Annotated in this window: 21 protein-coding genes; 15 read left to right on the top strand and 6 right to left on the bottom strand. The window is 59.3% G+C overall.

Annotated features, from left to right (window positions below):
- Positions 1-71: 71 nt before the first annotated feature.
- Complete coding sequence (gene fahA, locus ACS5Q1_RS16285) at positions 72-1,382, bottom strand: fumarylacetoacetase (RefSeq protein WP_473099202.1); 1,311 nt, start codon at positions 1,380-1,382, stop codon at positions 72-74.
- 6 nt (positions 1,383-1,388) lie between these two features.
- On the bottom strand, positions 1,389-2,747 hold the full coding sequence (gene hmgA, locus ACS5Q1_RS16280; protein ID WP_473099201.1) for a homogentisate 1,2-dioxygenase: 1,359 nt from the start codon (positions 2,745-2,747) through the stop codon (positions 1,389-1,391).
- Positions 2,748-2,806: 59 nt separating this feature from the next.
- Here hmgA and ACS5Q1_RS16275 point away from each other — a divergent pair, with 59 nt between their 5' ends.
- A complete protein-coding gene (locus tag ACS5Q1_RS16275; protein ID WP_473099200.1) occupies positions 2,807-3,241 on the top strand; it encodes a MarR family winged helix-turn-helix transcriptional regulator in 435 nt (144 codons plus the stop codon).
- A gap of 45 nt (positions 3,242-3,286) precedes the next feature.
- On the opposite strand, the gene ACS5Q1_RS16270 is transcribed toward ACS5Q1_RS16275, so the two are convergent.
- Together ACS5Q1_RS16270 and ACS5Q1_RS16265 are read right to left on the bottom strand one after the other, a co-directional pair.
- Entirely contained in the window at positions 3,287-4,144 is an 858-nt protein-coding gene (locus ACS5Q1_RS16270) for a transporter substrate-binding domain-containing protein (RefSeq protein WP_473099199.1), read from the bottom strand.
- Between the two features lie 79 nt (positions 4,145-4,223).
- Positions 4,224-5,660: a M20 family metallopeptidase gene (locus ACS5Q1_RS16265; RefSeq protein ID WP_473099198.1), complete on the bottom strand. Its 1,437-nt coding sequence runs from the start codon at positions 5,658-5,660 to the stop codon at positions 4,224-4,226.
- Positions 5,661-5,909: 249 nt separating this feature from the next.
- Here ACS5Q1_RS16265 and ACS5Q1_RS16260 point away from each other — a divergent pair, with 249 nt between their 5' ends.
- Positions 5,910-6,509 carry a GntR family transcriptional regulator gene (locus ACS5Q1_RS16260; protein WP_473099197.1) on the top strand — a complete coding sequence of 200 codons (600 nt, stop codon included), beginning with the start codon at positions 5,910-5,912 and terminating at the stop codon, positions 6,507-6,509.
- A gap of 118 nt (positions 6,510-6,627) precedes the next feature.
- Here ACS5Q1_RS16260 and ACS5Q1_RS16255 read toward each other — a convergent pair whose 3' ends face one another.
- Both ACS5Q1_RS16255 and ACS5Q1_RS16250 read right to left on the bottom strand, forming a co-directional pair.
- Positions 6,628-7,005, bottom strand: coding sequence for a hypothetical protein (locus ACS5Q1_RS16255; protein ID WP_473099196.1), 378 nt, complete (start codon positions 7,003-7,005; stop codon positions 6,628-6,630).
- Positions 7,006-7,486: 481 nt separating this feature from the next.
- A complete protein-coding gene (locus ACS5Q1_RS16250; protein WP_473099195.1) occupies positions 7,487-7,996 on the bottom strand; it encodes a MarR family transcriptional regulator in 510 nt (169 codons plus the stop codon).
- A gap of 372 nt (positions 7,997-8,368) precedes the next feature.
- On the opposite strand from ACS5Q1_RS16250, the gene ACS5Q1_RS16245 reads away from it, so the two are divergent.
- The 13 genes from ACS5Q1_RS16245 to ACS5Q1_RS16185 all read left to right on the top strand — a co-directional run bounded on the left by ACS5Q1_RS16245 (position 8,369) and on the right by ACS5Q1_RS16185 (position 26,271).
- Positions 8,369-10,090 carry a type I secretion system permease/ATPase gene (locus tag ACS5Q1_RS16245; protein ID WP_473099194.1) on the top strand — a complete coding sequence of 574 codons (1,722 nt, stop codon included), beginning with the start codon at positions 8,369-8,371 and terminating at the stop codon, positions 10,088-10,090.
- Positions 10,087-11,475, top strand: coding sequence for an HlyD family type I secretion periplasmic adaptor subunit (locus ACS5Q1_RS16240; protein ID WP_473099193.1), 1,389 nt, complete (start codon positions 10,087-10,089; stop codon positions 11,473-11,475). Before ACS5Q1_RS16245 ends, ACS5Q1_RS16240 begins: the two co-directional genes overlap by 4 nt.
- Positions 11,476-11,835: 360 nt before the next feature.
- Positions 11,836-12,576 carry a calcium-binding protein gene (locus ACS5Q1_RS16235; protein WP_473099192.1) on the top strand — a complete coding sequence of 247 codons (741 nt, stop codon included), beginning with the start codon at positions 11,836-11,838 and terminating at the stop codon, positions 12,574-12,576.
- 77 nt (positions 12,577-12,653) lie between these two features.
- Positions 12,654-14,888, top strand: a complete 2,235-nt coding sequence (locus ACS5Q1_RS16230; protein ID WP_473099191.1) for a glycosyltransferase — start codon at positions 12,654-12,656, stop codon at positions 14,886-14,888.
- Positions 14,885-15,721 carry a class I SAM-dependent methyltransferase gene (locus tag ACS5Q1_RS16225; protein ID WP_473099190.1) on the top strand — a complete coding sequence of 279 codons (837 nt, stop codon included), beginning with the start codon at positions 14,885-14,887 and terminating at the stop codon, positions 15,719-15,721. The genes ACS5Q1_RS16230 and ACS5Q1_RS16225 overlap by 4 nt, the downstream gene beginning before the upstream one ends.
- On the top strand, positions 15,718-17,004 hold the full coding sequence (locus ACS5Q1_RS16220) for a glycosyltransferase family 4 protein (RefSeq protein WP_473099189.1): 1,287 nt from the start codon (positions 15,718-15,720) through the stop codon (positions 17,002-17,004). The genes ACS5Q1_RS16225 and ACS5Q1_RS16220 overlap by 4 nt, the downstream gene beginning before the upstream one ends.
- Positions 17,001-17,771 (top strand): hypothetical protein, encoded by a 771-nt coding sequence (locus ACS5Q1_RS16215; RefSeq protein ID WP_473099188.1) that lies wholly within the window; start codon positions 17,001-17,003, stop codon positions 17,769-17,771. The genes ACS5Q1_RS16220 and ACS5Q1_RS16215 overlap by 4 nt, the downstream gene beginning before the upstream one ends.
- 78 nt (positions 17,772-17,849) lie before the next feature.
- Entirely contained in the window at positions 17,850-20,018 is a 2,169-nt protein-coding gene (locus tag ACS5Q1_RS16210; protein WP_473099187.1) for a glycosyltransferase family 2 protein, read from the top strand.
- A gap of 7 nt (positions 20,019-20,025) precedes the next feature.
- Positions 20,026-21,333 (top strand): glycosyltransferase family 4 protein, encoded by a 1,308-nt coding sequence (locus ACS5Q1_RS16205; protein WP_473099186.1) that lies wholly within the window; start codon positions 20,026-20,028, stop codon positions 21,331-21,333.
- A gap of 34 nt (positions 21,334-21,367) precedes the next feature.
- On the top strand, positions 21,368-22,555 hold the full coding sequence (locus ACS5Q1_RS16200) for a polysaccharide pyruvyl transferase family protein (RefSeq protein WP_473099185.1): 1,188 nt from the start codon (positions 21,368-21,370) through the stop codon (positions 22,553-22,555).
- An 80-nt stretch (positions 22,556-22,635) separates the two neighbouring features.
- Positions 22,636-23,631 (top strand): UDP-glucose 4-epimerase GalE, encoded by a 996-nt coding sequence (gene galE / locus ACS5Q1_RS16195; protein ID WP_473099184.1) that lies wholly within the window; start codon positions 22,636-22,638, stop codon positions 23,629-23,631.
- A 130-nt stretch (positions 23,632-23,761) separates the two neighbouring features.
- Positions 23,762-24,988 (top strand): polysaccharide pyruvyl transferase family protein, encoded by a 1,227-nt coding sequence (locus ACS5Q1_RS16190; RefSeq protein ID WP_473099183.1) that lies wholly within the window; start codon positions 23,762-23,764, stop codon positions 24,986-24,988.
- Between the two features lie 98 nt (positions 24,989-25,086).
- A complete protein-coding gene (locus ACS5Q1_RS16185; protein ID WP_473099182.1) occupies positions 25,087-26,271 on the top strand; it encodes a hypothetical protein in 1,185 nt (394 codons plus the stop codon).
- Positions 26,272-26,278 lie beyond the last annotated feature (7 nt).

Here is a 26,278-nt window from a genome sequence, read left to right as displayed (position 1 = left end):
TTTTAGGTCCGATGCTCAATCCCTTAAGTGGCGCATCGTCGGGCGCGGCCCTTACGGGTCCGCACGATGCGCTAGAGGGCGGGCAGGATCGTGGCCCGGCATTCGCCGAAGCCGATCGAGGCGTAACCCTCGCGACGGCCGCGGGCCCGCAGGATCACCTCATCCCCATCCTCCAGGAAGCGCCTTTCCTCGCCGGAGGCGAGCACGACCGGGTTCTTGCCGCCGAGCGTCGTCTCCAGGATGCTGCCGCAGCTTGTGAGATCAGGACCTGAGATCGTTCCCGTGCCCAGAAGATCGCCGGGCTGCAGATTGCAGCCGTTGCTGGCGTGGTGCGTGATCATCTGCGCCACGGTCCAGTACATGTGCCGCGCATTCGACAAGGCGAGCCGATGCGGCGGCAGGCCCTTGGCCCGCAAGCCCGGCGTGAGCAGCAGGACTTCAAGCTCCAGGTCGAGCGCTCCTTCCTTCCTGTCGCTCTCGTCCGTCAGATACGACAGGGGTGCGGGATCCCCTTCCGGGCGCTGCGGCTGGGGGACGCGGAACGGAGCGAGGGCCTCCGGCGTAACGATCCAGGCCGAGATCGTGCTGGCGAAACTCTTCGACAGGAACGGACCGAGCGGCTGGTATTCCCAAGCCTGGATGTCGCGCGCCGACCAGTCGTTCAGCAGGCAGTAGCCGCCGACATGGCCGGATGCCTCATCGATGCGGATCGGCTCGCCGAGTCCATTGCCGGGGCCGATCCAGACGCCGAGCTCCAGTTCGTAATCGAGTCGCCGGCTCGGGCCGAATTCGGGAACCACGGCATCCACTGGCTTGGCCTGACCGCGCGGCCGGCGCACGGGCACACCCGACGGACGGATAGACGATGCCCTGCCATGATAGCCGATGGGAACATACTTGTAGTTCGGCAATAGGGGATTGTCGGGACGGAACTGCTTGCCGACATTGGTGGCGTGGTGAATGCCGACATAGAAATCGGTGTAATCGCCGATGCGTGCTGGCAGGTGCAGCGTGCATTCCACAGCATCATGCAGACAGGCCTCGACCTTGTCCTGCTCAGGACTTCCCTGCGCCAGCAGCTCCGACAGACGAGTGCGCAACGCCTGCCGTGGTCCGGCTCCCAGCGCCAGAAACTCATTCAGCGTCGCGCCGGACGCAACCTGCGCGGCTTCGCGCGCTCTCCCCTCGAAAAGACCGGCGGCGAGAGTCGCCGGCAGATCGAGGATCTTATCACCGATGGCCACTCCGCTTCGCGGCTCTCCACCCCGAGGGCTGAATACCCCCAGGGGAAGATTTTGGATCGGAAAGTCCGCGTGGCCGTTGGCCGAGAGCACGAAGCTTTGACGCTTCGGGTCATGCGTATGATCGAGCACAGTTGTCACGCTCCATCAACGCTGGTTCGGGTTGAAGTGCTTTTTCAGCTTGTGCCCATAGGCGCCGTAATCCTTCTGCAGCGACTCGGTGTTCGCAGCAAAAGCCGTCACCTTCTGCGGGAAGCGCGTCTCGAACATGAATGCCATCGTGCCTTCCAGCCGGTGGGGTTTGAGCTCCACGTTGCTCGCCTTCTCGAACGCATCGACATCCGGACCATGCGGCAGCATCGTGTTGTGCAGGGATATTCCGCCCGGCACGAACCCACCGCCTGTCTTGGCATCGTAGACGCCATAGATCAGCCCCATGAACTCGCTCATCACGTTCATGTGGTACCAGGGCGGCCGGAAGGTGTTCTCCGCCACCAGCCAGCGGTCCGGGAAGATCACGAAGTCGATATTGGCGGTGCCGGGCGTCTCGGACGGTGAGGTCAGCACCGTGAAGATCGACGGGTCGGCATGGTCGTACAAAACCGGCCCCACCGGCGAGTAGCGCCGCAGGTCGTACTTGTAGGGCGCGTAGTTGCCGTGCCAGGCCACCACGTCGAGGGGCGAGTGGTCCATGTCGGCCACCCAGAGCGAGCCGCCCCACTTCACGTACATCTTGGACAGAGCGTCCTTGTCCTCGTAGGCAGCGACCGGCGTGAGAAAGTCGCGCGGATTGGCGAGGCAATTGGCGCCGATCGGCCCGCGTTCGGGCAGGGAGAAGGCGCCGCCGTAATTCTCGCAGAAATAACCCCGCGCCAGTCCGTCGATCAGCTCGACCCGGATCTTCACCCCACGCGGGATCATCGCGATTTCGCCCGGCTCGATGTCAATGATGCCGAACTCGGTCCACAGCCGGATGCTGCCCTGCTGCGGCACGAACAGCATCTCGCCGTCGGCATTGTAAAAATACTCGTCCGTCATCGAACGGGTGATGAGATAGACATGCGCGCCCATGCCGGCCTGGCTGCCGGCATCGCCCGCCGTGGTGATGGTACGGACACCCTCCAGGAAGGAGACGCTCTCATCGGGCAACGGGATCGGGCTCCAGCGCATGGGCGCGATCGGCACCTCGACCTCAACGGCCGGTGCCGTGCGCCATAGGCCGATATCCGCCTTCTGGAACTGTCCCCAATGGGTCACCGTGGGACGGATACGATATAACCAGGACCGCTCATTGGTGGTGCGCGGCGCGGTGAACGGTGAGCCGGAGAGCTGCTCGGCATAAAGGCCGTAAGAGCATTTCTGCGGTGAATTGCGCCCGATGGGGAGCGCCCCGGGCAAAGCCTCGGTTTCGAAACCGTTGCCGAAGCCGGACATGTAGCCGGGCTGGATGGCGCTCTCCAACCGATCGGCGGTCTCATTCTGCAAGGATGGATTCTGGACATTCATGGTCGTGACCTCCACAATTAGTCACGACTGTAACTGTCTATTTTGTAACCAACAACGCCATGGCCAAACTCCAGCTCGAACAATTCCTGCCCTACCGGCTCAACCGGATCGCCTCGGCAGTGTCGCAGGATTTCCGCTCCATCTACGGCCCCAATCATGATCTGACGATCCCGGAATGGCGGGTTCTGGCCACCCTCGGCCAGTTCGAGGAGCTGAGCGCCAAGGAGATCGGCCGGCACTCCTCCATGCACAAGACCAAGGTCAGCCGAGCTGTGCGGGCCCTGGAGGAGAGGCGCTGGCTCAAGCGCCGTGAAAGCGAGGAGGACAGGCGGGAGGAGATTCTGACGCTCACGGCGCTCGGTCGGAAAGTTTACCGGGATATCGTCCCGAAGGCGGTGGCGTTCGAACGTCGTATCCTCGACGAGTTCGGGCCCGAAGCTAAGCCGCTCCTGGCCGCATTGAAGCGGCTCGAGCACATTTTCGGAGTACGCTGATGTCGGAGCCGCCAGGGCTCCGACACCATGATGCCAATGCGGTTCTCAGCGAGGCGTGACGTCGAAGCCGAAATACTTCATCGAGAGCTTCTCGATCGTCCCGTCGGCCTTCGCCTCGGTGATGGCCTTGTCGAACATGGCCTTCAGCTCCGGATCGCTCTTGCGCAGGCCGACCGAGCTTCCGCGTCCGAGCATGCCGCCCTGGAAGCGCGGCCCCACGAGCGTCATCTCCTCGTTGCCGACCTTCGCGGCAGCGCCGGAGAGATATGCCGTCGACGCCATGATCGCATCGATACGTCCGGCCGTGAGGTCGAGGTCGTGCTGCTCCGTGGTCTTGTACTCGCGGATCTCGGCCGTGCCCTTCAGGTACTTGTCGAGGAAGTTCGCTGCGATCGACGAACCCTGCACGCCGATGGTCTTGCCCTTCAGAACCGGCTTGAGCTCCTCCACGGCGGCAGCGGCTCCAGCTTCATTGGTCGCCAGTGAAAAGATCTTGGCGTTCAGAGGCATGTTCGCCAGCGGGCTCGACGTCAGGACCGCGAAGGTCTGACCGGTCGTGCCGTAGGGCTGGGTGAAGGCCATCACCTCTTCGCGTTTCGCGGTCGCCGACATGCCGGCCATGATCGCATCGAACTTGCCGGCATTCAGCGCCGGGATGATGCCGTCGAAGGACTGCGCCTCGATCGTGCACTCGACCTTCATGCGCTTGCACAGGTCCTTGTAGAGATCGATCTCGAAGCCATCGAGCGTACCGTCAGGCTTGGTGAAGTTCCACGGCGCGAACGCTCCTTCCGTCGCAACACGGACCTTCGTCCAGGTCTTCTCCTGCGCCATCGCGCTTGTCCCAAGCGCGAGTGTTGCGCCCGCGAGCGCAAATGCCAAAAATTTGCTGATGGTCTTCATAGATGTTCCTCTATTGATGAGATGCGAGCGTGCCGCATTTGGATGGATAGCGTTGGTTGAAGGAGCGGCTTACAGCCCGTTATGCCTGAGCCTGGCTCTCTTTCACGGTGACAGGCGGATCGACATCGTCCGGAATCGGGTTGACGAAGGGTGTGCCGGAAAGCCGCTCGCGAAAATCGGCCTTGGCCTCGTCGATCAGTGCCGGGTTGCGGAAGAGATCGATCGCCGTGCCGGCCATCACCTTCGCCGCATGTTCCATACCCTTGTGAGCCGCAGGCGCTTTTCCCTGTGCCACAAGCTGCCAGGAATGGCCTGGCGTGCCAACGGCATAGGTGGCGCCACGCATCTGAACGGTCGGAACCACCCAGCTGACGGTACCGACATCGGTGGAGCCCACGAGCGTTCCGTCTCCGCTCTCCGGCGGAAAGATCGTATCGCACAGCGGGACATCCTTGCGCGGCTTCAGCCCGAAGCGCACAAAGGATGACTTGATGTCCTCATCCGTCAGCGTCTTCTGGATCTCGGCCGCGAAGGCCCTGTCCTGTTCGTCGAAGACGGGAGGTCCGAGCCGCTCCAGGCTCTGGTGCATCAACCGCTCGAGAGGCGTGTTGCCAACGAGATTGGCATCGCCGCTGACGATCTCGCTGCGGACGGTGGTCTCCGTCATGAGCGCCGCGCCTTCGGCAATCTTCTTCACGCGGTGGAGCAATCCCTGCATTTCCGGCAGGTCGCGCGCGCGGATCAGATAACGAACCGTTGCGTTCGCCTGCACGACATTCGGTGCCGAACCTCCGGTGTCGGTGATGGCATAATGGATGCGCGCCGTGCTCGGCATATGCTCGCGCATGTAGTTGACGCCGACATTCATGAGCTCCACCGCGTCGAGCGCGCTTCGACCTAAGTGAGGCGAGGCCGCTGCGTGGGAGGCTCGACCGCTGAAATGAAAATTGATCTCGTTGCAGGCCAGAGAGATCGGATTGTTGACACCTGCGAAAGGTGCAGGATGCCAGGAGATAGCGATGTCGACGTCGTCGAAGACCCCTGCCCGCACCATGAAGCCCTTGGCGGATCCTCCTTCCTCGGCCGGACACCCATAATAACGCACGCGCCCTTTAAGGCCATGAGCTTCGAGATAATCCTTCACGGCCGTCGCCGCCATGAGCGAGCCACTGCCGAGCAGGTTATGTCCGCAGCCATGGCCGTTGCCGCCCTCGACGACCGGCTTCTGCTCTGCAAGTCCTGCGACCTGACTCAGACCCGGCAGAGCATCGTACTCGCCCAGAATGGCAATGACGGGCCCATCCTCCCCCGCCTCTCCCATGACGGCGGTTGGGATGCCGGCGACATTGCGGGTGATCCGGAAACCCTGCTGCTCAAGAACATCCAGGTGCTCGGCACAAGAGCGGCTCTCCTCGAAATTGAGCTCCGGCATCTCCCAGATGCGATCGCTGAGGGCGAAGAAGACCTCACGCTTGGCTTCGACCAGATCCCAGATCTCCGAGGCATTTTTTCCCATCACGCCCTGCCCTTTCCTTGCGTCACCCCGTCTCAATCTGCATTTTTCAGAAACGTCAGCGATTGGGACATTGGATGTTTGCCAAAATTGGTACCAATATGATGCATGCCTGCCGGAGGGATGCAAGAGGAGGTCCGACGAATGATTTTGCAACCGTCTTGCCTTCCGCCTAAAGACGAAGCAAAGCTAATCCATGAGGCGTGACAAAATTACATGACCACGATGGATTCACCATTGAAGAAGGCTTGGATGACCGTCGCCGATCTGATCGCGCGCGACGTCCGAGCTGGCTCCTTCGCCCCAGGCGCGTGGCTGAAGCAGATCGATCTCGAGCAGCGTTACGGATTTGGCCGCCCGGACATCCGGCGCGCACTCGACTATCTCACGCAGAAGCGTCTGGTCCAGCACGTCCCCAATCGCGGGTACCACGTCGTTCTGCCGGACAGCGACCAGACGGCCCATATTCTCGAGCTTCGCGTCATTCTCGAAACGGCAGCCGTCGACAGCATCGTCGCCAATGCGACGTCTGCTGCCATCGCGCGGATCGACACGCTCGCCCGCAAGTTCGACGAGATGATTCTCCACGGCACGGTCCTGGACCAATATGAAGCGAACCTCGCCTTTCACCGCGAGTTGCTCAGCCTTTGCTCCAATCCCGAATTATTCAATCTTGTCACGGATCTCCGCAGCAGGACGTCGTCTGCGTTGGCCGGTCAGTGGAGCACGCGGGCCCGCGTCGAGCAATCGAGCCGAGAACATCATGCCATGATCAAGGCTCTCGAGGCGCGGGACGCGCAGCAGCTCAAAGACATCATCGCGCTGCATATCCGTCAGCCGAAGGACCGTTGAAGGGTCGAACCGGCCTAGAGCATCGGACCCAAAAGTGGACGCACTTTTGGGTCCGATGCTCATTCTCTAAAAAGCGCACCGTTGATGCGGCCCCAGAGGGCCGCACGATGCGCCAGCACTACACACCGGCAACAATGGACCGGATGTCCCGGCCCTCGACGAAGGCCTCCAGCATTGCACCGAGCCTTCCGACGTCCTTCAGATAGGGAAACGTGTTATGCCCTGTTTCCAGCTCGACGACATCGGTCTGCGGGAATTCGCTCAATCGGTGTGCTACATTCATATCAAAGGCATTCCGCTTTCCAACCAGGATCGTGATCGAGCTCTTGGAATTGCCAGAGAGAACCTCGGTCAGATCTCCACACTCGATCTGGGTATCCTTCAAGTGCCGTATGCTCAGACTATCGGGCGTGTTCAAGATATATTCCGGAGCGGAGGCGAGGATACGGTCGGCCCCGATGCTCACGCCGATGCCCAGGGCTGGGAAGCCGCCCATCGAATGACCCAGGCATAGAATTTCGTGGTCGGCGAAACTTGATTTCACGTTCTGTAGAAATGCGAGAAGACCTGAATAGGAGGAAGCCACTCCCGGAACCCCGGTCTGGTACCACTCGTTCAGGCCCGGATTCAGGAAGAGTTTTTTGCAATCGACATTGCGCAGGAAACTCGAATGCGACCGCGTTCCAAGTTGCTGGTTGATATACGCAAAAACAATCAGAAGCTTCTTGCAATCGGAATCGGGCTCGAAAATGAGATGATCCGAATTTTGAATGAAAATCGTTTCAGTCCGTATCAGATCTTGCAACATCGCAGGATCAATCCTTCACAACACTCACTGACTTCACCGGTCTCTCCATCCATGCCCGCACCAGAGACTCCATACACAGGACTGCATAAGCGTCCGCCGGCCCTGTTCGAGGGCCGCGGGGAACGTTCGCTTTGCACCACAGTGAGATCAACGATGACGGGCGATAGAGTTACTCGTCCGAAGCGATGCCGCGGTAACGCACGGCATTGCTCCACGCCTGCTCGATCCGCTTGAGCGTCCGGAACGTGGTTTCGAGGTCGCGAATTTCCGCCTCATTGCGCGCGACAAGCTGATGATAGGTTCTGTCGTTCCGCCTGATCAGATCACACAATTCGCGCCCCTTGTCCGACAGTCGGATGCGAGCGGATCTGCGATCCCGCTCCGAGGCCGTGCGAATGACATACTCAGCTTCGACAAGCCGCTTGAGGCTGTAAGAGGCGTTCGATCCAAGATAGTAGCCGCGCTCGATCAGGTCACGGACCGACAATTCGCCCGACCCGATGGTGAACAGCATCATCACCTGAGACGGACTTAGGTCATCGATGCCCGCTTCGATCAGATCAGCCCGCACGAGATCGAGGGAGCGCCGATGCAGTCTCTCGATCACGCGAACGATCTCGATATGGGTGATGCCTGCCGGCTCCGCCTGAGGTGGCTCATGGCTTCCCGTGCGGCTCACGTGTTCGTCACTCCTTCGATACAAGGCCTGCAAGGTAGCATGCAGGTTGGAATCCGGTTCATCCTGCGCGACAATCCAAGGCAAGGAGTTCGATATATTTTGCATATTATACCCCATTATCGATCAATTAAACTAGTTCGAAATTCGAACTAGTTTAGTAGTGCTCTTGGCGTTTGCGGCTTATCCAACAAGTAATTTGGACAAATTGGATGGCCCTTATTTTAGTTTCCTCTGCCAGAGACTTTTTATTATTCGTCGAATCATACTTTATGGCTAGACGTTCTACCAACCGTGTTTCATAAAACCCCTCGAATATCTTTTAGGCAAAAGTTTGATCTGCCGCACCATTGCCTCTTTTGGAGTCATTTCTGCATGAAGAAAACGGCCAACCCAGAAGCTGCCGACATCATCCACCAAGGCCGCAAGGCCTTTGCAGCTGGTGTCGTCTATGCGGCTGCCCTCAGTGCCGTCATCAACGTGCTGCAGCTGACAGTTCCTCTTTTCATGCTGCAAGTGCATGACCGTGTTGTGAACAGTCAGAGCACGGATACGCTGATCATGCTGATCATCGTCTCCGCCATCGGCTTGGCAATCTATTGCATCCTCGACTACGTGCGCGCCCTCACCTATCAGGTCATGGCGAGCAAGCTGATCAGAAAGCTGAATCTCCCTGTCCTGGAGGCTGCGATATCCGCCTCCGTGACGAGGGGCATTTCGAAGTCAGGTCAGGCGATTCGCGACCTCAACGATATTCGGTCATTCATCGTCGGGAGCGCCATTAGCGTCCCATTGGAAGCCTTCTGGGCTCCCATCTTTCTCGCCGTCCTGTTCGCCCTGCATTGGCTTTACGGTTTGGTGGCGCTGATTTCGGCCATCATCATCATCTCGCTCAGCCTGCTGTCGGATTTCCTGACGCGCAGAGCCATGAAGCGCGCCAACGAATCCTCCGTACAGAACATCGGCGAGATCAGCGGCACACTTCGCCATGCGGAGGCGATTGAAGCCATGGGAATGCTTCCTGCCCTCTCGGATCGGTGGCGCCAATCCCAATTGCACACACAGGATCTTCTGGATGTCGCGACTCGCCGGAGCCGCGCCATGGCGTCCTTCACCCGCACCTGCCGGTATGCGATGCAGATTGCCGTTCTGTCGACCGGCGCAATCCTGGTCATCCGGCAGGAAGCGAGCCCCGGTTCGATGGTCGCCTCAAGCATCATCATGGGCCGCATGCTCCTGCCATTCGACTCGATGGTCGACGGTTGGCGGCAATGGGTCCTGGCGATCTCCGCATGGAAGAATGTGGGTGATCTCCTCGAGAACCAGGCACCCAAACGCGAAACCAAGCCGACGCCGCGCACGCAGGGCGAACTCACCGTCGACCGGTTGGTCTATGCGCCTCCCGGCTCCGATGTGCCTGTACTCAAGGGGCTGTCATTCACCCTGTCGCCGGGCGAGGTGCTCGGCATCGTCGGCCCGTCGGCAGCCGGCAAGTCCACTCTGGCGCGCGCGCTCATCGGCGTGACCAAGCCCACATCCGGCGGCATCTATCTCGACGGCAACAATGTCTATCTCTGGGAGCGCAGCTCGTTCGGCGACATGGTCGGATATCTGCCGCAGAGCGTCTCGCTTCTCGATGGAACGATCCGAGACAACATCGCCCGGATGCGGGAATCCGACCCGCGGTTGGTGCTGGAAGCTGCCCGGCTCGCCGAGGTTCATGACATGATCGGCCGACTGCCGCTCGGATACGATACGCCTCTGGGAGACGGGGGATATGCTCTCTCCGGCGGCCAGCGGCAGCGGATCGGTTTGGCACGGGCAATCTACGGCAAGCCGCGCCTGATCGTCCTCGACGAGCCGAACTCCAATCTCGACACCGACGGCGAACGGGCGCTTGTGCGCACCATCGAGGCCCTGCGCGCCGACGGAGCCATCATCATCCTGATCGCGCATCGGCCTTCCATCATGCAGGCCGCCGACAAACTCATGGTCCTGCAGGAAGGCAAGATCAGCCAGTTCGGCCCGCGAACCTCGGTCGTCAGCGCGATCACTCCCGGCGAGAAGCCGATTGCTGCCGTGAAAGGAACCGCATGAGAAAGCGTTCGGAGATCGTGCAACGGCCTGCGCCCGCGCCCGCGACATACGTCGCCGTGAACCTTGAAGCCACGAGAGACCGCTTCCGGAAGCAGGACGCGCGCGAGCCCTCCTACCGCGGACCGGTGATCGCCGGCCTGGCGACGATCTTTCTTGGTCTCGGCGGTCTCACGACGTGGGCCTTCTCGGCGCATCTCGACAGTGCCGCGGTCGCCACAGCAACAGTCGTGGTCGATTCCAAGCGCAAGACCATCAGCCACCTCGAGGGCGGCATCCTCAAAACCTTGCTCGCCCATGAGGGCGAAGTCGTAAAGGCAGGACAGCCGCTGCTGCGCCTTGACGACACAAGGGCGAAGGCCGAACTCGAGCAGCTGCGTTCCAGACGGATCGGGCTTGAGGCGCGCCTTGTGCGTCTGCGGGCCGAGCAAGCCGGACTGACCGATCTCAGCTTTCCCGACAACCTGCTCCAGGCTGGAGGGCCAACGGCAGAAGAGATCCTGAAAGCCGAGCGAAAATTCTTCATGGCACGGCGCGAGATGTTCAATCGCCGCGTCGACATCCAGCAAAAGACCATCGAGCAACAGGTGGCGGAACTCCAGGCCGTGCGATCCCAAACCGACGCGAACACGCGGCAATCGGAACTGCTCGACCGGGAACTCAAGGCCATCGCGAGTCTCGTCGAGAAGGGCTATGCGCCGCGCCCGCGCCTGACGGAAATGCAGACGCGCGAAAGCCAGCTCCAGGGCGATGCCGGCGAGCTTGTCTCCCGCAAGGCCAAGGCGGAACAGGCCAAAGCGGCGGCAGAGCTCGAAATTCTTTCACTCGGCAACGACTTCCAGCAGCAGGTGGCATCGGATATCCAAACCGCACAACTCGAACTGGCCGACACGATCGGACGAATCGACGCCGCGACCGATGTCCTGCGCCGCGTCGAGATCGTCTCTCCGGAGAGAGGGATCGTCACCAACATCCGCTCTCATACCGTGGGAAGCGTCATTGCCGCCGGTCAGCCGATCCTCGACATCGTGCCGGAGAATGAACCATTGATCGTCGAAGCCAAGATCGGTCTGCGCGACGTCGATTCCGTGCGCGTCGGCGCTCCGGTCCAGATTCGGCTGACCGCCTATAACAGTCGCAGCACCCCGCCCCTCGCGGGAAAGCTGACTTATCTCTCGGCCGACCAGCAGATGGACGACCGCAACAATTATGCCTACTTCGTCGCACGCGCCGAGATCGAACCGGAAAGCCTCAAGGCGAACTCTACGACAGCGCTCTATCCTGGAATGCCGGCGGAGGTGCTCATCATCAACAAGCCCAGGCGGGCAATCGACTATCTGCTGAGCCCCATTACCGAAAGCTTCGACCGCGCATTCCGAGAAGAATAGGGCGCATCGAGCGTTTCGTTTTCACTCCAACTGTCGACGGTTCTCTTGCAGCGGGAGGCGGGATGGCGCCTCTCGAACCGTCATTTCGAATTTAAAACTAAATCATCTTCATTAATAAAATAAAACCAAACAATACAAATACAATATTGACCTATATATGCTATTAAATTGACGCAAAGTGAAAATACTACTTTAGGATTTACAATTACTACTTATTGTTTTACTTAACTCATCACCGGGATCTTCGCAGCACAAATACCATCCCGGAAATCTCCTTGCGCAGATGGCGCTTCATTTTGGCTCAAACATGCAACCGGGCGCGTAACGGTCTACCCGGTGCTGACAATAAGGATGAGAGATATGGCGACTATTGGTGGTGGAGCCGCGAACGATGTCTTGAATGGCACTTCGGGTGCGGACGTCATCTTCGGCAATGGCGGTGACGACCTGATCCTCGGCGGCAGCGACAGCGATGCGCTCTCCGGCGGAACGGGAAGCGATGTTCTCTTCGGCGGGTCCGGAGACGACTGGATGTCCGGCGGTGCCGATGACGACGTGCTGTTCGGCGGTGTCGGTGCCGACGTCCAACAGGGCGACGCCGGAAACGACATCCTGTTCGGTGGCAACAGCGACGATATCCAACTCGGCGGTACCGGAGACGACTATCTCCGCGGCGGCAACGGCAACGATATCCAACGCGGCGGCGACGGCAGCGACCTTCTCGAAGGCGGGTCCGGCGATGACCTTCTTCAGGGCGGTACGGGCGACGACATTCTGCGTGGTGGCTCCGGTGCCGATATCCTGGAAGGCGGCGAAGGTGACGACGTGCTGCAAGGCGGCTCGGGCGGCGATACCTTCGTCTTCAGTGGCGGCGGCGGCAACGACGTCGTTCTCGACTTCAAGGCCGGTCAGGACATCCTGCAGATCTCCAAGGGCATCAACGGAACCGACATCGCATCGGCCGAAGATCTCGCTGGCCGCGTCCAGCAGGTCGGCAGCAATACGATCGTTGACCTTGGCAACGGCGACACAATCACGCTCGTGAATGTGAACGCCGACGACATCAACAGCAATCCGAGCGACTATTTCTCGGTTCACTGATCTGCGACTTCAACAAATCACGGATGTCGCGGACCTCTCTGCGGCATCCCATTCAGACATATGGAGACAGGAAAGCGATGGCGGATTCTGCCATGCTCACATTGCTGGACGAGGATCTTGCCTCTCGGGGAGTTTCATCTCTCGGACGCAATGTCGTTCTGCTCACCTGGGATGTGCCCCACGCCGAACGGATTTCGTCTCCCACGCTTAAGACCGATGGCGATGACATCTGGCCCCTCGCTTCCTTGCGTCTCTCGTTGCCTCATGGCGGCACACGCCTTTTCTGGGTCTTTCAACGTCCGCCCGATGGGCAGATCACTGTGGATCTGTCCCTCGAAGCACTCGGAAGCACCATAGCCGTCACCATTGATTCCGACACGGACATCGCGCCGGTGGATGCCGAAGAGTTGGTCGACGGAATCGACAGGCAGGGCTGCGTCGCTCTGGTGTCTGCCCTGTTCAATGTATGGGGCACCATGTTCCGTCTACAGCGGAACCGGACCTTCATCGGGATTCTGGAGGATCTGCTCTCGCAGATGGCCCCGGCACCCGGCCAAGCCGTTGCCGTGGCGCAGATTGCGAACGACTTTATTCTGGCAAGGACATCGCTCGTCTCTGGCTTCGGCAAGGTCGATGCGATCTACACGCTCGGCAGGAACGGCCCGACCCGCATTCCTGCGCGCCCCTACCGGATTCCGGATGCGAAGGGCGGACGAGATGTTGTCCATTTCCTGATTGACCGTGCGCGGATTTCCTCTGACGAGTCCCTCCTCATCCTGATTGGTCCCGGAGGATTGTCCGTCCGGCGCATGTTCACGCCCGATGGACGCCTCCCCTCTATCGAGCGCTGGTTCCGCGAGCACGCGCACACAGCACCGGGCCTGCGCGAGCATATGCTGACGGAAATATCCGACCGCTCCTCGGCGGGACCGGCCTACGCGCTCGAACTGCAACTGCGCTCGCCATTGCGTCCACGACGGATTTCCAGCAGCCTCACCACCCCATCGGCCGAAATCCTATCGGCCCTGGCAACGCCGGCAGGAACCCTGGTGACCGGCTGGTACCGCGATCCGGTCGGCCTCTTCGCGGGAATTGAAGCGAGCCGTCCAGACGGCGGCTCACTGGATCTGACGGCCGATCTGTTCAGATTTCCCGTCGAAGTCGCAGGTCCAACGAAAGGATCCCGCCTTGGCGCCACCGGATTTGCCGTCCTGGTACCCGCAACCGCCGGCTCGGCACACATTCTCCAACCGCGCTTCCACCTGCGCCTGAAATCGGGTGCCCGTCATCCTCTCGTGCCGAAGCTTCAGCCCGCCGATCCGGTCGCGGCCCGCGCCGCCGCCTTGCGGGCTATTCCGGCACAACATGTCGATCAATCCGTTCTGACGCAGATCCTCAGCCCTGTGATCGCAAATCTCCACGAACAGACACGCGAGCGAATCGGACGTCCCACTCTTCAGAAGATCGGAGTCCCTCTAGCGCGGCCAAAAGCCTCGGTGATCATTCCGCTCTACAAGAATCTGGAGTTTCTCCGCTTCCAGATCGCTGCCTTTGCCGCGGATCCATGGATTCGCACGAACGCCGAGATCATTTATGTCCTCGACTCTCCCGAGCAGGTCCAGGAAGTCGAGCATCTTCTGGGTGGCCTCCATCTTGTCTACGGTCTGCCCATCACCCTAGTCGTCATGGAGCGAAACGGCGGATACGCGCGCGCGAACAATGTCGGCGTCTCGTTCGCTCAAGGCGACGTTTTGGCGCTGGTCAATTCCGACATCATCCCTGTCTCTCCGGGCTGGCTGGAGAAAATGACGGCGCGTCTGAACGGTCGCCGCCGGATTGGCGCTGTCGGACCGAAACTCCTGTTCGAAGATGGATCGATTCAACACGCCGGGATGTACTTCTCGCAGGATCACCGCGGGCATTGGCTCAACCAGCATTTCCATAAAGGCATGCCGCGCGACTATGCTCCAGCCTGCGAGGAACGTGTCGTACCTGCAGTGACCGGGGCTTGCCTTGTCACATCCAAGTCCGTTTTCGACGCTGTTGGCGGTTTCACGGAAGATTATGTGGTCGGAGATTACGAAGACAGCGATCTTTGCCTCAAAATTACCATGACAGATCGCAAGATCGCATATCTTCCAGACATCGAACTCTACCACCTCGAGCGTAGATCGATGTCTCTCAACGCCGAGTACATGCGCGGAATTGCCTGGCAGTACAATTGCGCTCTTCATAGCGAGCGCTGGCGTGATCTCATGATCGCAGCGATGCAGGCTGGACGCCCTCGCAAAGGAAGGAATGCGGCAATATGAATGTGCAGTTCGATCTTACGAATGCCTCGAATGCGCTGAAACTCCATCCCGATGCTGAATCGAACCTCAGTCATTTGATGGAAGAGATTTCTCAAAACGCCTCGCTGCCTGCTCCACCGCCCGAAAACGTCTTCGTGGGTGATGGCGACTATCGCGCAATCGGCGTTGAGTATCTCGGTCACTTCGCTCGCATCGGTGGACTCAAGCCATTCGAATCAGTCCTGGATATCGGATGCGGCATCGGACGGATGGCCGTCCCGCTGACACAATATCTGGATTCCGAAAAGGCTTTCTATGAAGGCATCGATCCTGTGAATGCCGGGGTCGAATGGTGCGTGCAGAACATTACATCCGCCTATCCGAACTTCCGGTTCTGCCGTGTGGATATTGCTCACGAACTCTACAATCCCGGAGGAGCAATCGCCGGGCATGAGGTCGTCCTGCCCTTTGCGGACGAAAAGTTCGATTTCGTGACGATGGTATCCGTCGCAACCCACCTGCCCGAAGCGGAGATTTCTGCTTACGCCCGTGAGATCATGCGGTTGCTGACACCTGGCGGACGCCTGTTTCTGACCGCGTTCATCGTTGCGGCGGGAGACCCGGATCGGCCGACCGCTCGCCCGCGCTTCACGCGGGGGACGAAGCCCGGCACGTGGTATGGCGATCCTTTGGCCCCTCTCGGTGCAATCGGCTTCGACGCCGGGATTATCGAGAGTTCCCTGAAGGACGCAGGCCTGCAGATCCAACGCCTCAGCCTCGGCCATTGGCGAGGAATTGAGAGCGCTCACTATCAGGATATCATCATCGCCGTTAAGCCGGAGTCAATCACTTGACGACACGTGTGCTGGTCGTTGCCCACAATCATCCGGACTTTCATCCTGGCGGAACGGAGATCTTCGCTCACGATCTCTTTCGCGAGTATCGCTCGCGTCCCGATGTGGAGGCTCTGTTCCTCGCGGCGACCAACAATCTCCACCGCGGGCAGCGGCCGGGAACCAGCTTCCAGTCACCTGGTGACGCTTCGGATGAAGTCATCATGTGGTGCGGACACTTCGATCAGCTCAACCTGAGCCAGATCGACAGCTACGGAGTTGTTCCTCATCTCGTCAGCCTACTTGAGGACTTTCGACCTGATGTCGTCCATATTCATCATGTTCTGCTCATCGGAGTGGAATTCATAGCCCTGGTGCGTCGCATTCTGCCAAGCGCTCGCATCGTCATGACGCTTCATGACTATTACCCGATTTGCGCTCATGACGGATTGATGATGCGGTCGAAAGGGAGGGAAAGGTGCGATCGCGCGACCCCCAATCGCTGCAGCGGATGCTTCCCGAGCATTACGCCCGATCGCTTCCTTCTACGCGAAAAGTACATTCAGACTCATCTCGATCAGGTTCATCGCTTCATTGCTCCGAGCCGCTTCATCAAGGACCGGTTTGTGAGCTGGGGTCTCCCGTCCGAATCGATCGAGGTCGTTGCCAATGGACGTCCGGCTGTCCTGCCGGCTGCCCATCGACCCACTTCTTCAGGCAGGCGGTCCGTCTTCGGCTACTTCGGCAACCTGAACCCATGGAAGGGGATCCCCGTTCTCCTCAAAGCCGCCCAACGTCTCGTTGCAACAGGATTTGATGATTTCGAGCTCCGCCTGCATGGCGGGGCGCCCTTTCAGTCGCAAAAATTCATCGACGAGATCGACGATCTTCTTGCAGAAACTGAACCTCAAGTCGTCAGGCTTGGACCTTACGGCCGCGAGGACCTTTCCGACCTCATGGCAGCGGTCGATTGGGTGGTGATGCCGTCGATCTGGTGGGAGAATGCCCCCTTGGTCATCCAAGAGGCGTTCATACACCGGCGTCCTGTCATTGCGAGCGGCATCGGTGGAATGGCTGAAGCTATTCGTGATGGCATTGACGGCCTGCACGTCCGTCCAGACGATCCAGTCTCTCTTGCCCGTGTCATGCAACAAGCGGTCGAGACACCGGCACTCTGGGAAACCCTCGTGGCAGGAATCAATCCGCCGGCCGATATCACGATCGTCGCAGAGCACCACCTCGCTCTCTATCACAGCCTCCTGAAAGGCGCAGAGATCATCGAACTGAAGGCAAACGCGGCATGAGCACAGCACAGCACGGTAACGCGGTAGCCCTACCGGCAACTCCAGGCAACGCGCAACTTCAAGGTCGTGTCGATGCGATCGAAGGGCAGCGCCTGTTTGGATGGGTTTGGGATCGCTCCCGCCCCACTGAGCGACTTCAGGTGCGCGTCATACTGGATGAAAAAGTCATCGCATCGGCCACGGCCGACATGCCTCGTGTCGATCTACGCCGCAACGGGATAGGTGATGGCGGATACGCCTTCGAGATCGAGCTGCCTGATGGTGCCGAACACGGCACGGCCGGCATTTCCGTGATCGCTGCATCTCCTTCGACCGGAGAGGAACTCGTTCTACGTTCGCCCAGCCAGGATGAGCGTGCAGCGGAAGCTGCACTCAATGCACCGCTGACTCGTGTGTTCGACCGGCTTGAGCTGCTCATCGAGGCGCAGAGGCGATCGCAGCTTCTGCAACGTGAAGCTGTGGAAGCCCTCCGCGGCACGTCAAATCAGATCAACGACATTGTTGGTGAGGAGGACGGCATCGCGGCGGCTCTCGACGTCGTGCGAGCCAATCAGTCCGATCTGGCCAAGAAGGTATCCGATATCGAAGTCTTCCATATGCGCTTCGACAGAATTCTTTCCGATTTCGGGCGGCAGATCGAGGATCTTGGATCATCTGTCGACCGTCCCATGCGCAGAGCGGTCACGCTCCTGATTGCCTTCGGGGGAATCTCCGCGGCGTGCGCCATCGCGGCGCTGGTCGTCCTTCTGCGCCATCCTCCGTGGTAAGCCGTAGCCATCAAAGCAAGAGGCGAAACGATCATCGAACATAGTTCCGGAAAATCGATGCAGAACAATACACAAATAATGCAAGAGCTACGTGATCTTCCTCTCGACGGCGAGAGCGCTCTTGTCAGCCCGGTTGGAGATGACCTCGCGTTGATTGCGGGCGTGGCCGATACGATGCCGGACAACGTCGAAGCGTTGCTTAACGGCGATCCTTCCATGTCCATGAAGACCGATATCGTCTACTGGGTTCGGAAAGGCGCGCCTGCGGAATCCGCCATCGGCTTTGTGGCGATTGTCCCCATTAGGCTCGCAAGCAAGGTTCGCTTGCGCTCGGTCGTCATGCGTCGCAGCGGACAGCCGATCCGTTACACCCTGATCAGGCCGGCATTGTCCCTTCCAGCCTTAATTCAGATCGTCACCTCCGACGCCGGCGATCGATCCTCAATCATCCTCGATCGCATTGTCCATGCCCTGATCGGCGGGAAAACCAATCAGAAGCGTTTGGATGCCGCCTCGTCGGTCCTGACATCGGCAGGCACTACCGATGGCTGGATCGAGGTTATCGGCTCAATTGACACGGGCCAGGTCTTTCTGCAGGGCTGGGCCTCCGATCTGCCCTGCGATACGGTACGCATCCTTGCGGCCGATGACGGATTGCTGGCTGGAGAATTCAAGTCGGCTTATGTGCCTCGCAGTGACTTGGGAGAGCAAGGCAAGGGCTTCGTAGGCCTGCTCGACACTGGCGAGTCTACTCTTGATCCAAGCAAGCTCAAGAAGATGTTCTTTCGCGGACAGGACGGATGGCGGACACTTAATGTCTATGATCGTCGCGTTCTCCTGTCCCCGACCGACGTTCCCGCTCATATCCGGGATGGTTTGATCCACGCGAACGCAAACGCAGATACGATACAGACATTGCGACGTGCCGGGGAGCGGTTCGACGGTCGCGACACCGTGTCGGATCTCAAAGTGCCGGTTCGCATCGGCATGGATATGGTCGCCGAAGTTCCTGGCGGAGGTATTCTGGTCGCCGGTTGGATGCTCGACCCAGAGGGCCATGTGGATTCCCTCACGTTGCGCGCCGGTGCAAACAGCCAGCGGGTCGATGATAGCTGGACCCGCCTGCCGCGCGCTGACGTGTCGACGGCATTCCAGCACAACAGCCTTTTTGTCGGACGCCTTGAGCCGGCCCGTAATGACCACGGCTTTCTGGCCTTTGTCCCCGGCCCTTCGTCCTCGGCAGAGACGCCCGTCTATTTCGAGCTCGCTGTCGGCGACACAATCGCGTTCTATCCTCTCACACCTCTTCGAGGCATGTCCCGACGGTCCCTGGAGAGGTTGATCTCGCCTCTCGATCCACGGACTGCAGCGGCTGGAGCTGCCATCGAGCGCCATATCGGGCCGATGATGCAGGCCATGGCCTCGCCTGCACCGAGTATCACGGAAACCCGTGACTTCGACTTCAACGACATGGAAGCCGGCAAGGCTCTGGTCATCGGAGCGGGTATGGATGCCGAGGAAGTGTCCGTTACATTGTCGCTCCTCGCACTGGATGCTGAGACGAAGGAAATGCCGATCATCGTCGCGGCTCCCGTGGAATCCTTCGACAATATTGCGCCGGAGGCAGAGCGGCTCTCGCGCTTCTACGGCATCAAGGTTCGCGTCATCGGCGCGACAGGCGTGCAGGATGCCTGCGATTCTTTTGAAGCTGCCATTCAGGCGACGAAGGCGGAAACGCTGATCTTTCTTGCTGCAGGAGTTCTGCCGCGCCAAGCGGGCTGGATTTCATCCCTGGAAAGGGCCTATCGCAATCGCGGCGGCAAAGCTTTGGTCAGCCCCACGATCCTCTACGAGGACAATTCCATCCGCTTCGCAGGCACTTGGCTCGACAATGGAGAGCAGAAGCTTGTCGACCGGTATATCGGATACCCGCGCGATGTCGTGCGCGGATCGCAACCGGCCGAAGTCATCGCAGGCTCGCTTGCATGCTGCATCGTCTCACGCGAAGCCATTGCGTCTGCCGGCGGGTTCACGCGGTCCTATCTGGGCGCCGGTGAAAAGGGCCGCGACCTCTGCCTCAAGATGAGGCTTGGAGGGACGCCCGCCGTCTGGTTGCCGGATGTCGAGATGATCTCAGCCGATAGTGATGCCAGCGCGTCGGCTCTTCCCATGCATCGCCTGGCCCAGAAGATCGACCGCTGGAGCTTCGAGCGGAAGTGGTCGCTCCTCATCAATAACATGAGGTAGTGGAATCATGCCCAAACATTCTCCCCGCATTCTCATCGTCTCTCACGGTCATCCGAGTTTCTCTCTCGGAGGAGCCGAGATCGCTGCCTATAATCTGCACAAAGGCCTCAACCGGGTCGGTGGAGCCGAATCCCGCTTCTTCGCTCGCGTCGGACACCCGGTCGCACGGCACAGTGGAACCGCTCTCATGAGCCTTCGGCAGACGGAAGGCGAGTTCCTTTACCATGCCGACGAATATGATCACTTTCTCATCTCGAACCGGAACACCGAGGAAATCGAGCGTGACTTCCTGCGTGTTCTGAGAGACCTGAAGCCCGACGTCGTCCACTTCCATCATTTCATCGGCCTCGGCCTGGAGATGATCTACGCCGTTCGACAGGCTCTTCCGGATTGCGTGATCGTGATCACGTTCCATGAGTTCCTTTCCATCTGCAACCATCATGGACAGATGGTGAAGACAGGCGGCACCAAGCTCTGCCACCGGGCGTCTCCTTCGGATTGCAATGCCTGCTTTCCGGAAATCTCTCCGGCCCGCTTCCTGCGCCGCGAACATTTCATACGCGGTCTGCTGGATGTTGCCGATTACTTCGTCTCACCCAGTCAGTTCCTTGTCGACCGCTATGTCGACTGGGGCCTGGATCGTTCGCGATTCACCGTCATCGAAAATGGTCTCGATATCGCCGAGCCGGCGCCGCCGCGCCCCCTCCCCCAGCGGGCAGGACGACGCTCCCGGTTCGGCTATTTCGGCCAGATCACGCAGTTCAAGGGCGTCGACATCCTTCTCGACGCCGTCACCTGCATTCCGGACTCTGTTTGGGGAGACGATGCCCAGCTGATGATTTTCGGCGGCAATCTGGAACGGCAGCCGGAACCTTTCCAAGAGAAGATCAGGAAGCTGGTGGAGCGTGCAGGTCCTCGTGTTCGCTTCTACGGATCCTACCAGAACAACGAGATGCCGCGCCTGATGCGCTCGATCGACTGGACGATCATTCCCTCCATCTGGTGGGAGAATTCACCGATCGTGATCCAGGAATCCTTCTTTCACGGCCGCCCCATGATCTGCAGCAATATCGGCGGGATGGCTGAAAAGATCACCGATGGTGTCAACGGACTGCACTTTCGGGTCGGCTCGTCCCAGGATCTCGTCGACCGCATGACCGAGGCGCTGATCACACCGAAGCTCTGGGAAAACCTGCGCGCCGGCATCGGGCAGCCGATCACTTACGAGGAATGCGCTCGGCAGCACCTCGAACTCTATCAGGAACTTGCCACGAAGAAGGCAACAGCGTCATCGGCTGTTGCGCTGACGGCCTAGCGGGCTTGGCACGAACACAATTGGAGATATCTCGATGAAGCGTATCCTGGTCATCAGCCCCTCAGGCGAAGTCTATAACCACGACAATGTCCGTTGGTATAAGCACAAAGATGTTCAACGCAGCATCAACCACTACCACAACATCGGAGACGCATTCGTCTTCGACTCTTCGCTCAAGCTTCTGAACTACGACAAGCTCGACGCATTGGAGATTGCCAATCCCGACCTCGCCCAGATCGATCGGATCAATGCCGAATACGATTACGTGTTTCTGCGCGGGTCCAATTATGTGCACAAGGACATGGTTTGGGACCAGGCGATCGACGTCCTCAAGAAGCTCAAAATCCCGGTCATCGCCTGGGGCATCGGCGCCCAGGCACCGGTCAAGGGCAAGATCGAGCTCTCGGAAGAGACTAAGACGGTTCTTCGCATGATGGCCGATTCCACGACATCCATCGGCGTGCGTGGGGCCTATTCGGCGCAGGTTCTCTGGGATCTTGGAATCAAGAACATCCGCATCGTGGGTTGCCCGACCGCGTTCCGCCGGAACAACCCCGATCTCAACATCCAGTTGCCGGCTCTTGAGAGCATCCGGACCGCCGGCATTACTGTCCGACGCGAGGTGTCGTCCACCTATGCCCGCGATATCAAGCAGTATCTGACCTTCCATCGGGACCTCGTGAAGAGCCTGGCGGCGCGATTTGACGTGGTGCTGATGGCGCAGGGGGAAGTCGAGGAGAAGAAGATCGTGCTTGGGACCGCAGAGCAGCGGGAGGAGGCGATCGCAGCTTTGCGCGCGGACAGGCAGGTAAGCGAATGGTATCTCGACGAAGCCATGGAGAAGCTGCACCGGGAGAGGCTGTTCTATTCCGACGTGGTTGCCGACTACGAGGATCTCGTGCAGCAGAAGGATCTCGTCCTTGGATACCGGCTCCACGGCAACCTGATGGCGCTCGCGAATGGCGTGCCGTCGATCTACTTTACCTATGACAGCCGAACGGTCGAATTCGCCGAGACCTATCAGATTCCGAGTTTCGACGTGTTCTCAGGCAAGGAGTTCAAGCTCGAGGATTACTGGGACCAGTCACTCTTCGACAAGTTCAACCGCGCCTATCATCATACATACCGGGAAATGCATCAGTTCCTCGTTGAGAACGGGGCGGATACGAAGATGCTCCCTGTGATGAGGCCGCCGGAATACGGGCAGCTCCAGGCTGCCTAGTAGTCTCATGGGGTGCCGTTCGAGCTACGGCATCCCTTTCCATTTCTTCTCAACTAATCGCCAAGAGCAGGGGATCAGTCATGACTGTATTGGTAACGGGAGGTGCCGGCTATATCGGGAGCCATATGCTTCTGGCGTTGATCGATGCCGGAAGAGACGTCGTCGTCCTGGACGATCTCAGCACCGGCTTCGAGTGGATGGTCCATCCTTCGGCAACCCTCGTCCAGGGCGATGTGGGTGACGAATCCCTCGTCGCGGATATCGTTCAGAAGCATGGCGTTAAGGCCATTGCTCACTTCGCCGGATCGATCGTGGTTCCGGAATCCGTCACGGATCCGCTGGGCTACTATCTCAACAATACGGTCAAATCGCGCGCCCTCATCAGTGCAGCGGTGCGGAACGGCGTTGAGCGGTTTCTTTTCTCCTCGACCGCTGCCGTCTATGGCGACGCCAGGGAGAGCCCGATCTCGGAAGCGACACCTCTCAATCCGGTCTCGCCTTATGGCACATCGAAGCTCATGACCGAGATGATGCTGCGGGATGTGGCTCGTGCCCATCCTCTCCGCTTTGTGGCCCTCCGGTATTTCAACGTTGCCGGCGCCGATCCTCAAGGCCGAAGCGGGCAGAGTACGCGACAGGCGACGCACCTGATCAAGGTCGCGACCCAAGCGGCTCTGGGTGAGAGATCGCACCTCGACATCTTTGGAACCGATTACCCAACGCCGGACGGCACGTGCCTTCGAGACTATATCCATGTCTCGGACCTAGCCCATGCCCATACTCTTGCCCTCGACTATCTCGATGCGGGAGGCGACAGCACCATCCTCAACTGTGGCTATGGTCGCGGATACTCCGTTCTTGAAGTCATTGAGGCCGTCAAGCGGGTATCGGGTGTCGACTTTACCGTGAACCTTTCCCCGCGGAGGCCTGGTGATCCCGCCACTTTGATTGCAAGCCCGGCGCAAATTCGTGAAGTCCTGAATTGGACGCCCAAGCTCGACGATCTCGAAGCGATCATCCGCCATGCATTGGCGTGGGAAAGCAGCCTGAGACTTCGCAGAGCGGAAGCTGCTTAGCCGGGGATTGCACGATGGCTCATGTGCCTGCGAGCAAAATCTTCCTCATCGCTTCGTAAAATCTTTTAGGTTTCGGCATGCAATCGCTCCGAAACAAGCACGCAATATTCAATTTTAGAATGGAATTCATATGCTGGACGAAATCATCAAGGATAGGACACTCGATCAACCCACCGCCAAGATGACACCGCCTGCCAAGTCCCTGCGAGTGGCGATCCTGTGGAAGTACCCGTCTCTGGGACTCTATTCGAACGCAGCGTTCGAGGACCTTTACAATGGCATCGGCCACAACAACGGCAATCTGGCATTTGTCCATGCCATTGCCAGTCACATTTCCAATCCGGTCAAGTTCTTTGGCTGGAGCGCCTCGGCGGAGACCCTGAAGGAAAACGCGGATATCATCGTCATTCCGTGCGCCAATCAGTTGGGCCGTCACACGGATTACGGCAACATGGCAGACAACCTGGAGAGGTCCGGACTACCGATCGTCGCCATTGGACTTGGAGCCCAGGCCGACAGCTACGATCAGGACATCCAGCTCTCCGATGGGACCTATCGATGGGCCCAGGTCATTGCGCGCTCCAACCCGTCCTCCTCGACCTCCAACATCTATACCCGTGGTGCGTTCACTACTTCGCAGCTCGATAAGATCGGCATCCACGATTCCATTGTCGGCGGCTGCCCCTCGTACTTCACGAACCAGGAGTCGGGGCTCGGCAAGAAAATTCACAAGCATTGGTCGGACATCGCGTTGCCGCGCTCCATTTCCGTCGCGGCGGGACATCAGGCGTGGGTGAAGACCCGCGATATCGAGCATCAGCTGATCAGCCTGATGATGGATCCGATGTATCCGGGTCAATACGTGGTCCAATCGATGGGCGAAATGATCAGGGTGTCTCGAGGCATTTTCGACGAAATCGATCCTCATGCGCTCAAGGAAATCCACAACCACACCGTCCCGCATTATTCCTTCGAGGAATTCAAGGCGTGGTGCAGGAACTATGTCCATTCCTTCTATGACGTTCCGGCCTGGATGGACACATTGCGCCGGTATGACTTCACCATCGGAGCCCGTTATCACGGCGTAGCCCTGGCTCTTCAGGCCGAGCGCATGGGCTTGACCGTCACGATCGATTCCCGAACCCGAGAGCTCTGCGAGAATACGGGGGTTCCGCATGTCGCCGCATCCGATCTGACCGCGCCGCTCACGCGATCAAGCTTGAAGAAGATGATCAATTTCGATCCGGATTCCTATGACAGGCACCGGAGTGAAGCTGCATCGAGATATCTCGACTTCCTCACGGCAAACAGGCTCCAGCCCGCATCCTTCCTGCAGCGGATTGCAACCGGCAAGTGAGCTGGGGCGTCGGATCACGATGGCTCCTGTCCCCATGATCGCCGTTCTTGAGAAATTTCCTCACGGACGACAGGCAGCATGATTGGGAGGGTTCTGACATGGCCCGTTTGACGAATCTCATGAACAGGATCGGCCATTGGAACGCCACCATATGGCCGGCGGTTCTGATGCTTGTGATGAGCACGGCCGCGACCTCGGGCGAATCTCTGCACTTCTCGGTCTCTCCCAAGCCTGAAGAGGTCTATAGCTATGAGCGGCAGCGATGCGACTGGCGCTCGATCCCCGATTCTCCCGCCAGGGCCTATCGCCGCCGTGACGGCTCAGTGGCCCTGATTGCGGCGCACTTCCGGAACAGGGTACTCGAAGGGCCTGGCTTTGCCGAGCTTCGGCCCAACTGCTCTGTTGTTTCCCAAGGCGAGGAATCGGCCGATCCCTCAGCTTATGATGACCGCTTCTGGGTTCAGAGCCTCATCCCGCTTGGTGACGACCGCATTCTCGGATTGGCGAGCCAGGAATTCTCCGGACTTCGCCATGACGGGCTTTGCGCCAAAGGGCCCGGCAAGCCGGAGTGCTGGTATCTTGCGATCGTTGGATTGGAGGCGAGCGAGCGGGATTTCTCATTCAAGCTGCTGCCTCGCGACCGGCGCCTCATTGCCGGGTCGAACAAGCCGTTCGATACGGGCGTCAACGCCGCGGGCTTTCTCACGCTCTCCAATGCCGTCTTCGATCAAGACCATGCCTATTTCATTGCCTGGACGGAGGATGCCGCGGAACCCGGCGGACGCGGAAACTGCCTGTTTCGCGCTCCGCGGTCCGATCTCGTGGCGGGCTGGCGGATGATGAGCGGAGGCCGCTTCGTCTCGCCGCCGAACCCTTATCCGGCAAGCGGACAGGAACCCGCTCAGGCGAAATGCGACCGTCTCGGCAGCGGCGACATCACCGGCAAGGTGCGATCCCTGATCTGGCTGGAGGCCAAGAACCTCTGGATGGTCGTCTGGTCCACACGAGTGAACAATCAAGGCGGCGTCTATTATGCAACCTCGCCGGACTTGAGAAACTGGTCATCAGCATCGCTGCTGGCCCCGTTTGATCCGCCCTGGGGAACCACCGAGAGAAAGACCTATTACGACTATCCCTCGATCATCGATCACGACAGCCGATCTCCTGTCTTTCAATCGGCTGGAAACACATTCCATTTGTATCTGACGCGCTTCAACTGGCAGTCAAAGCGCCCCACCATGAACAGGGATTTGGTTCGGTTCAAGGTGACCTTGGACCGCTGAAGTTTTA

This window comes from Microvirga sp. GN3 (assembly GCF_055792825.1).
This window is presented reverse-complemented; position numbering and strand designations above follow the sequence as displayed.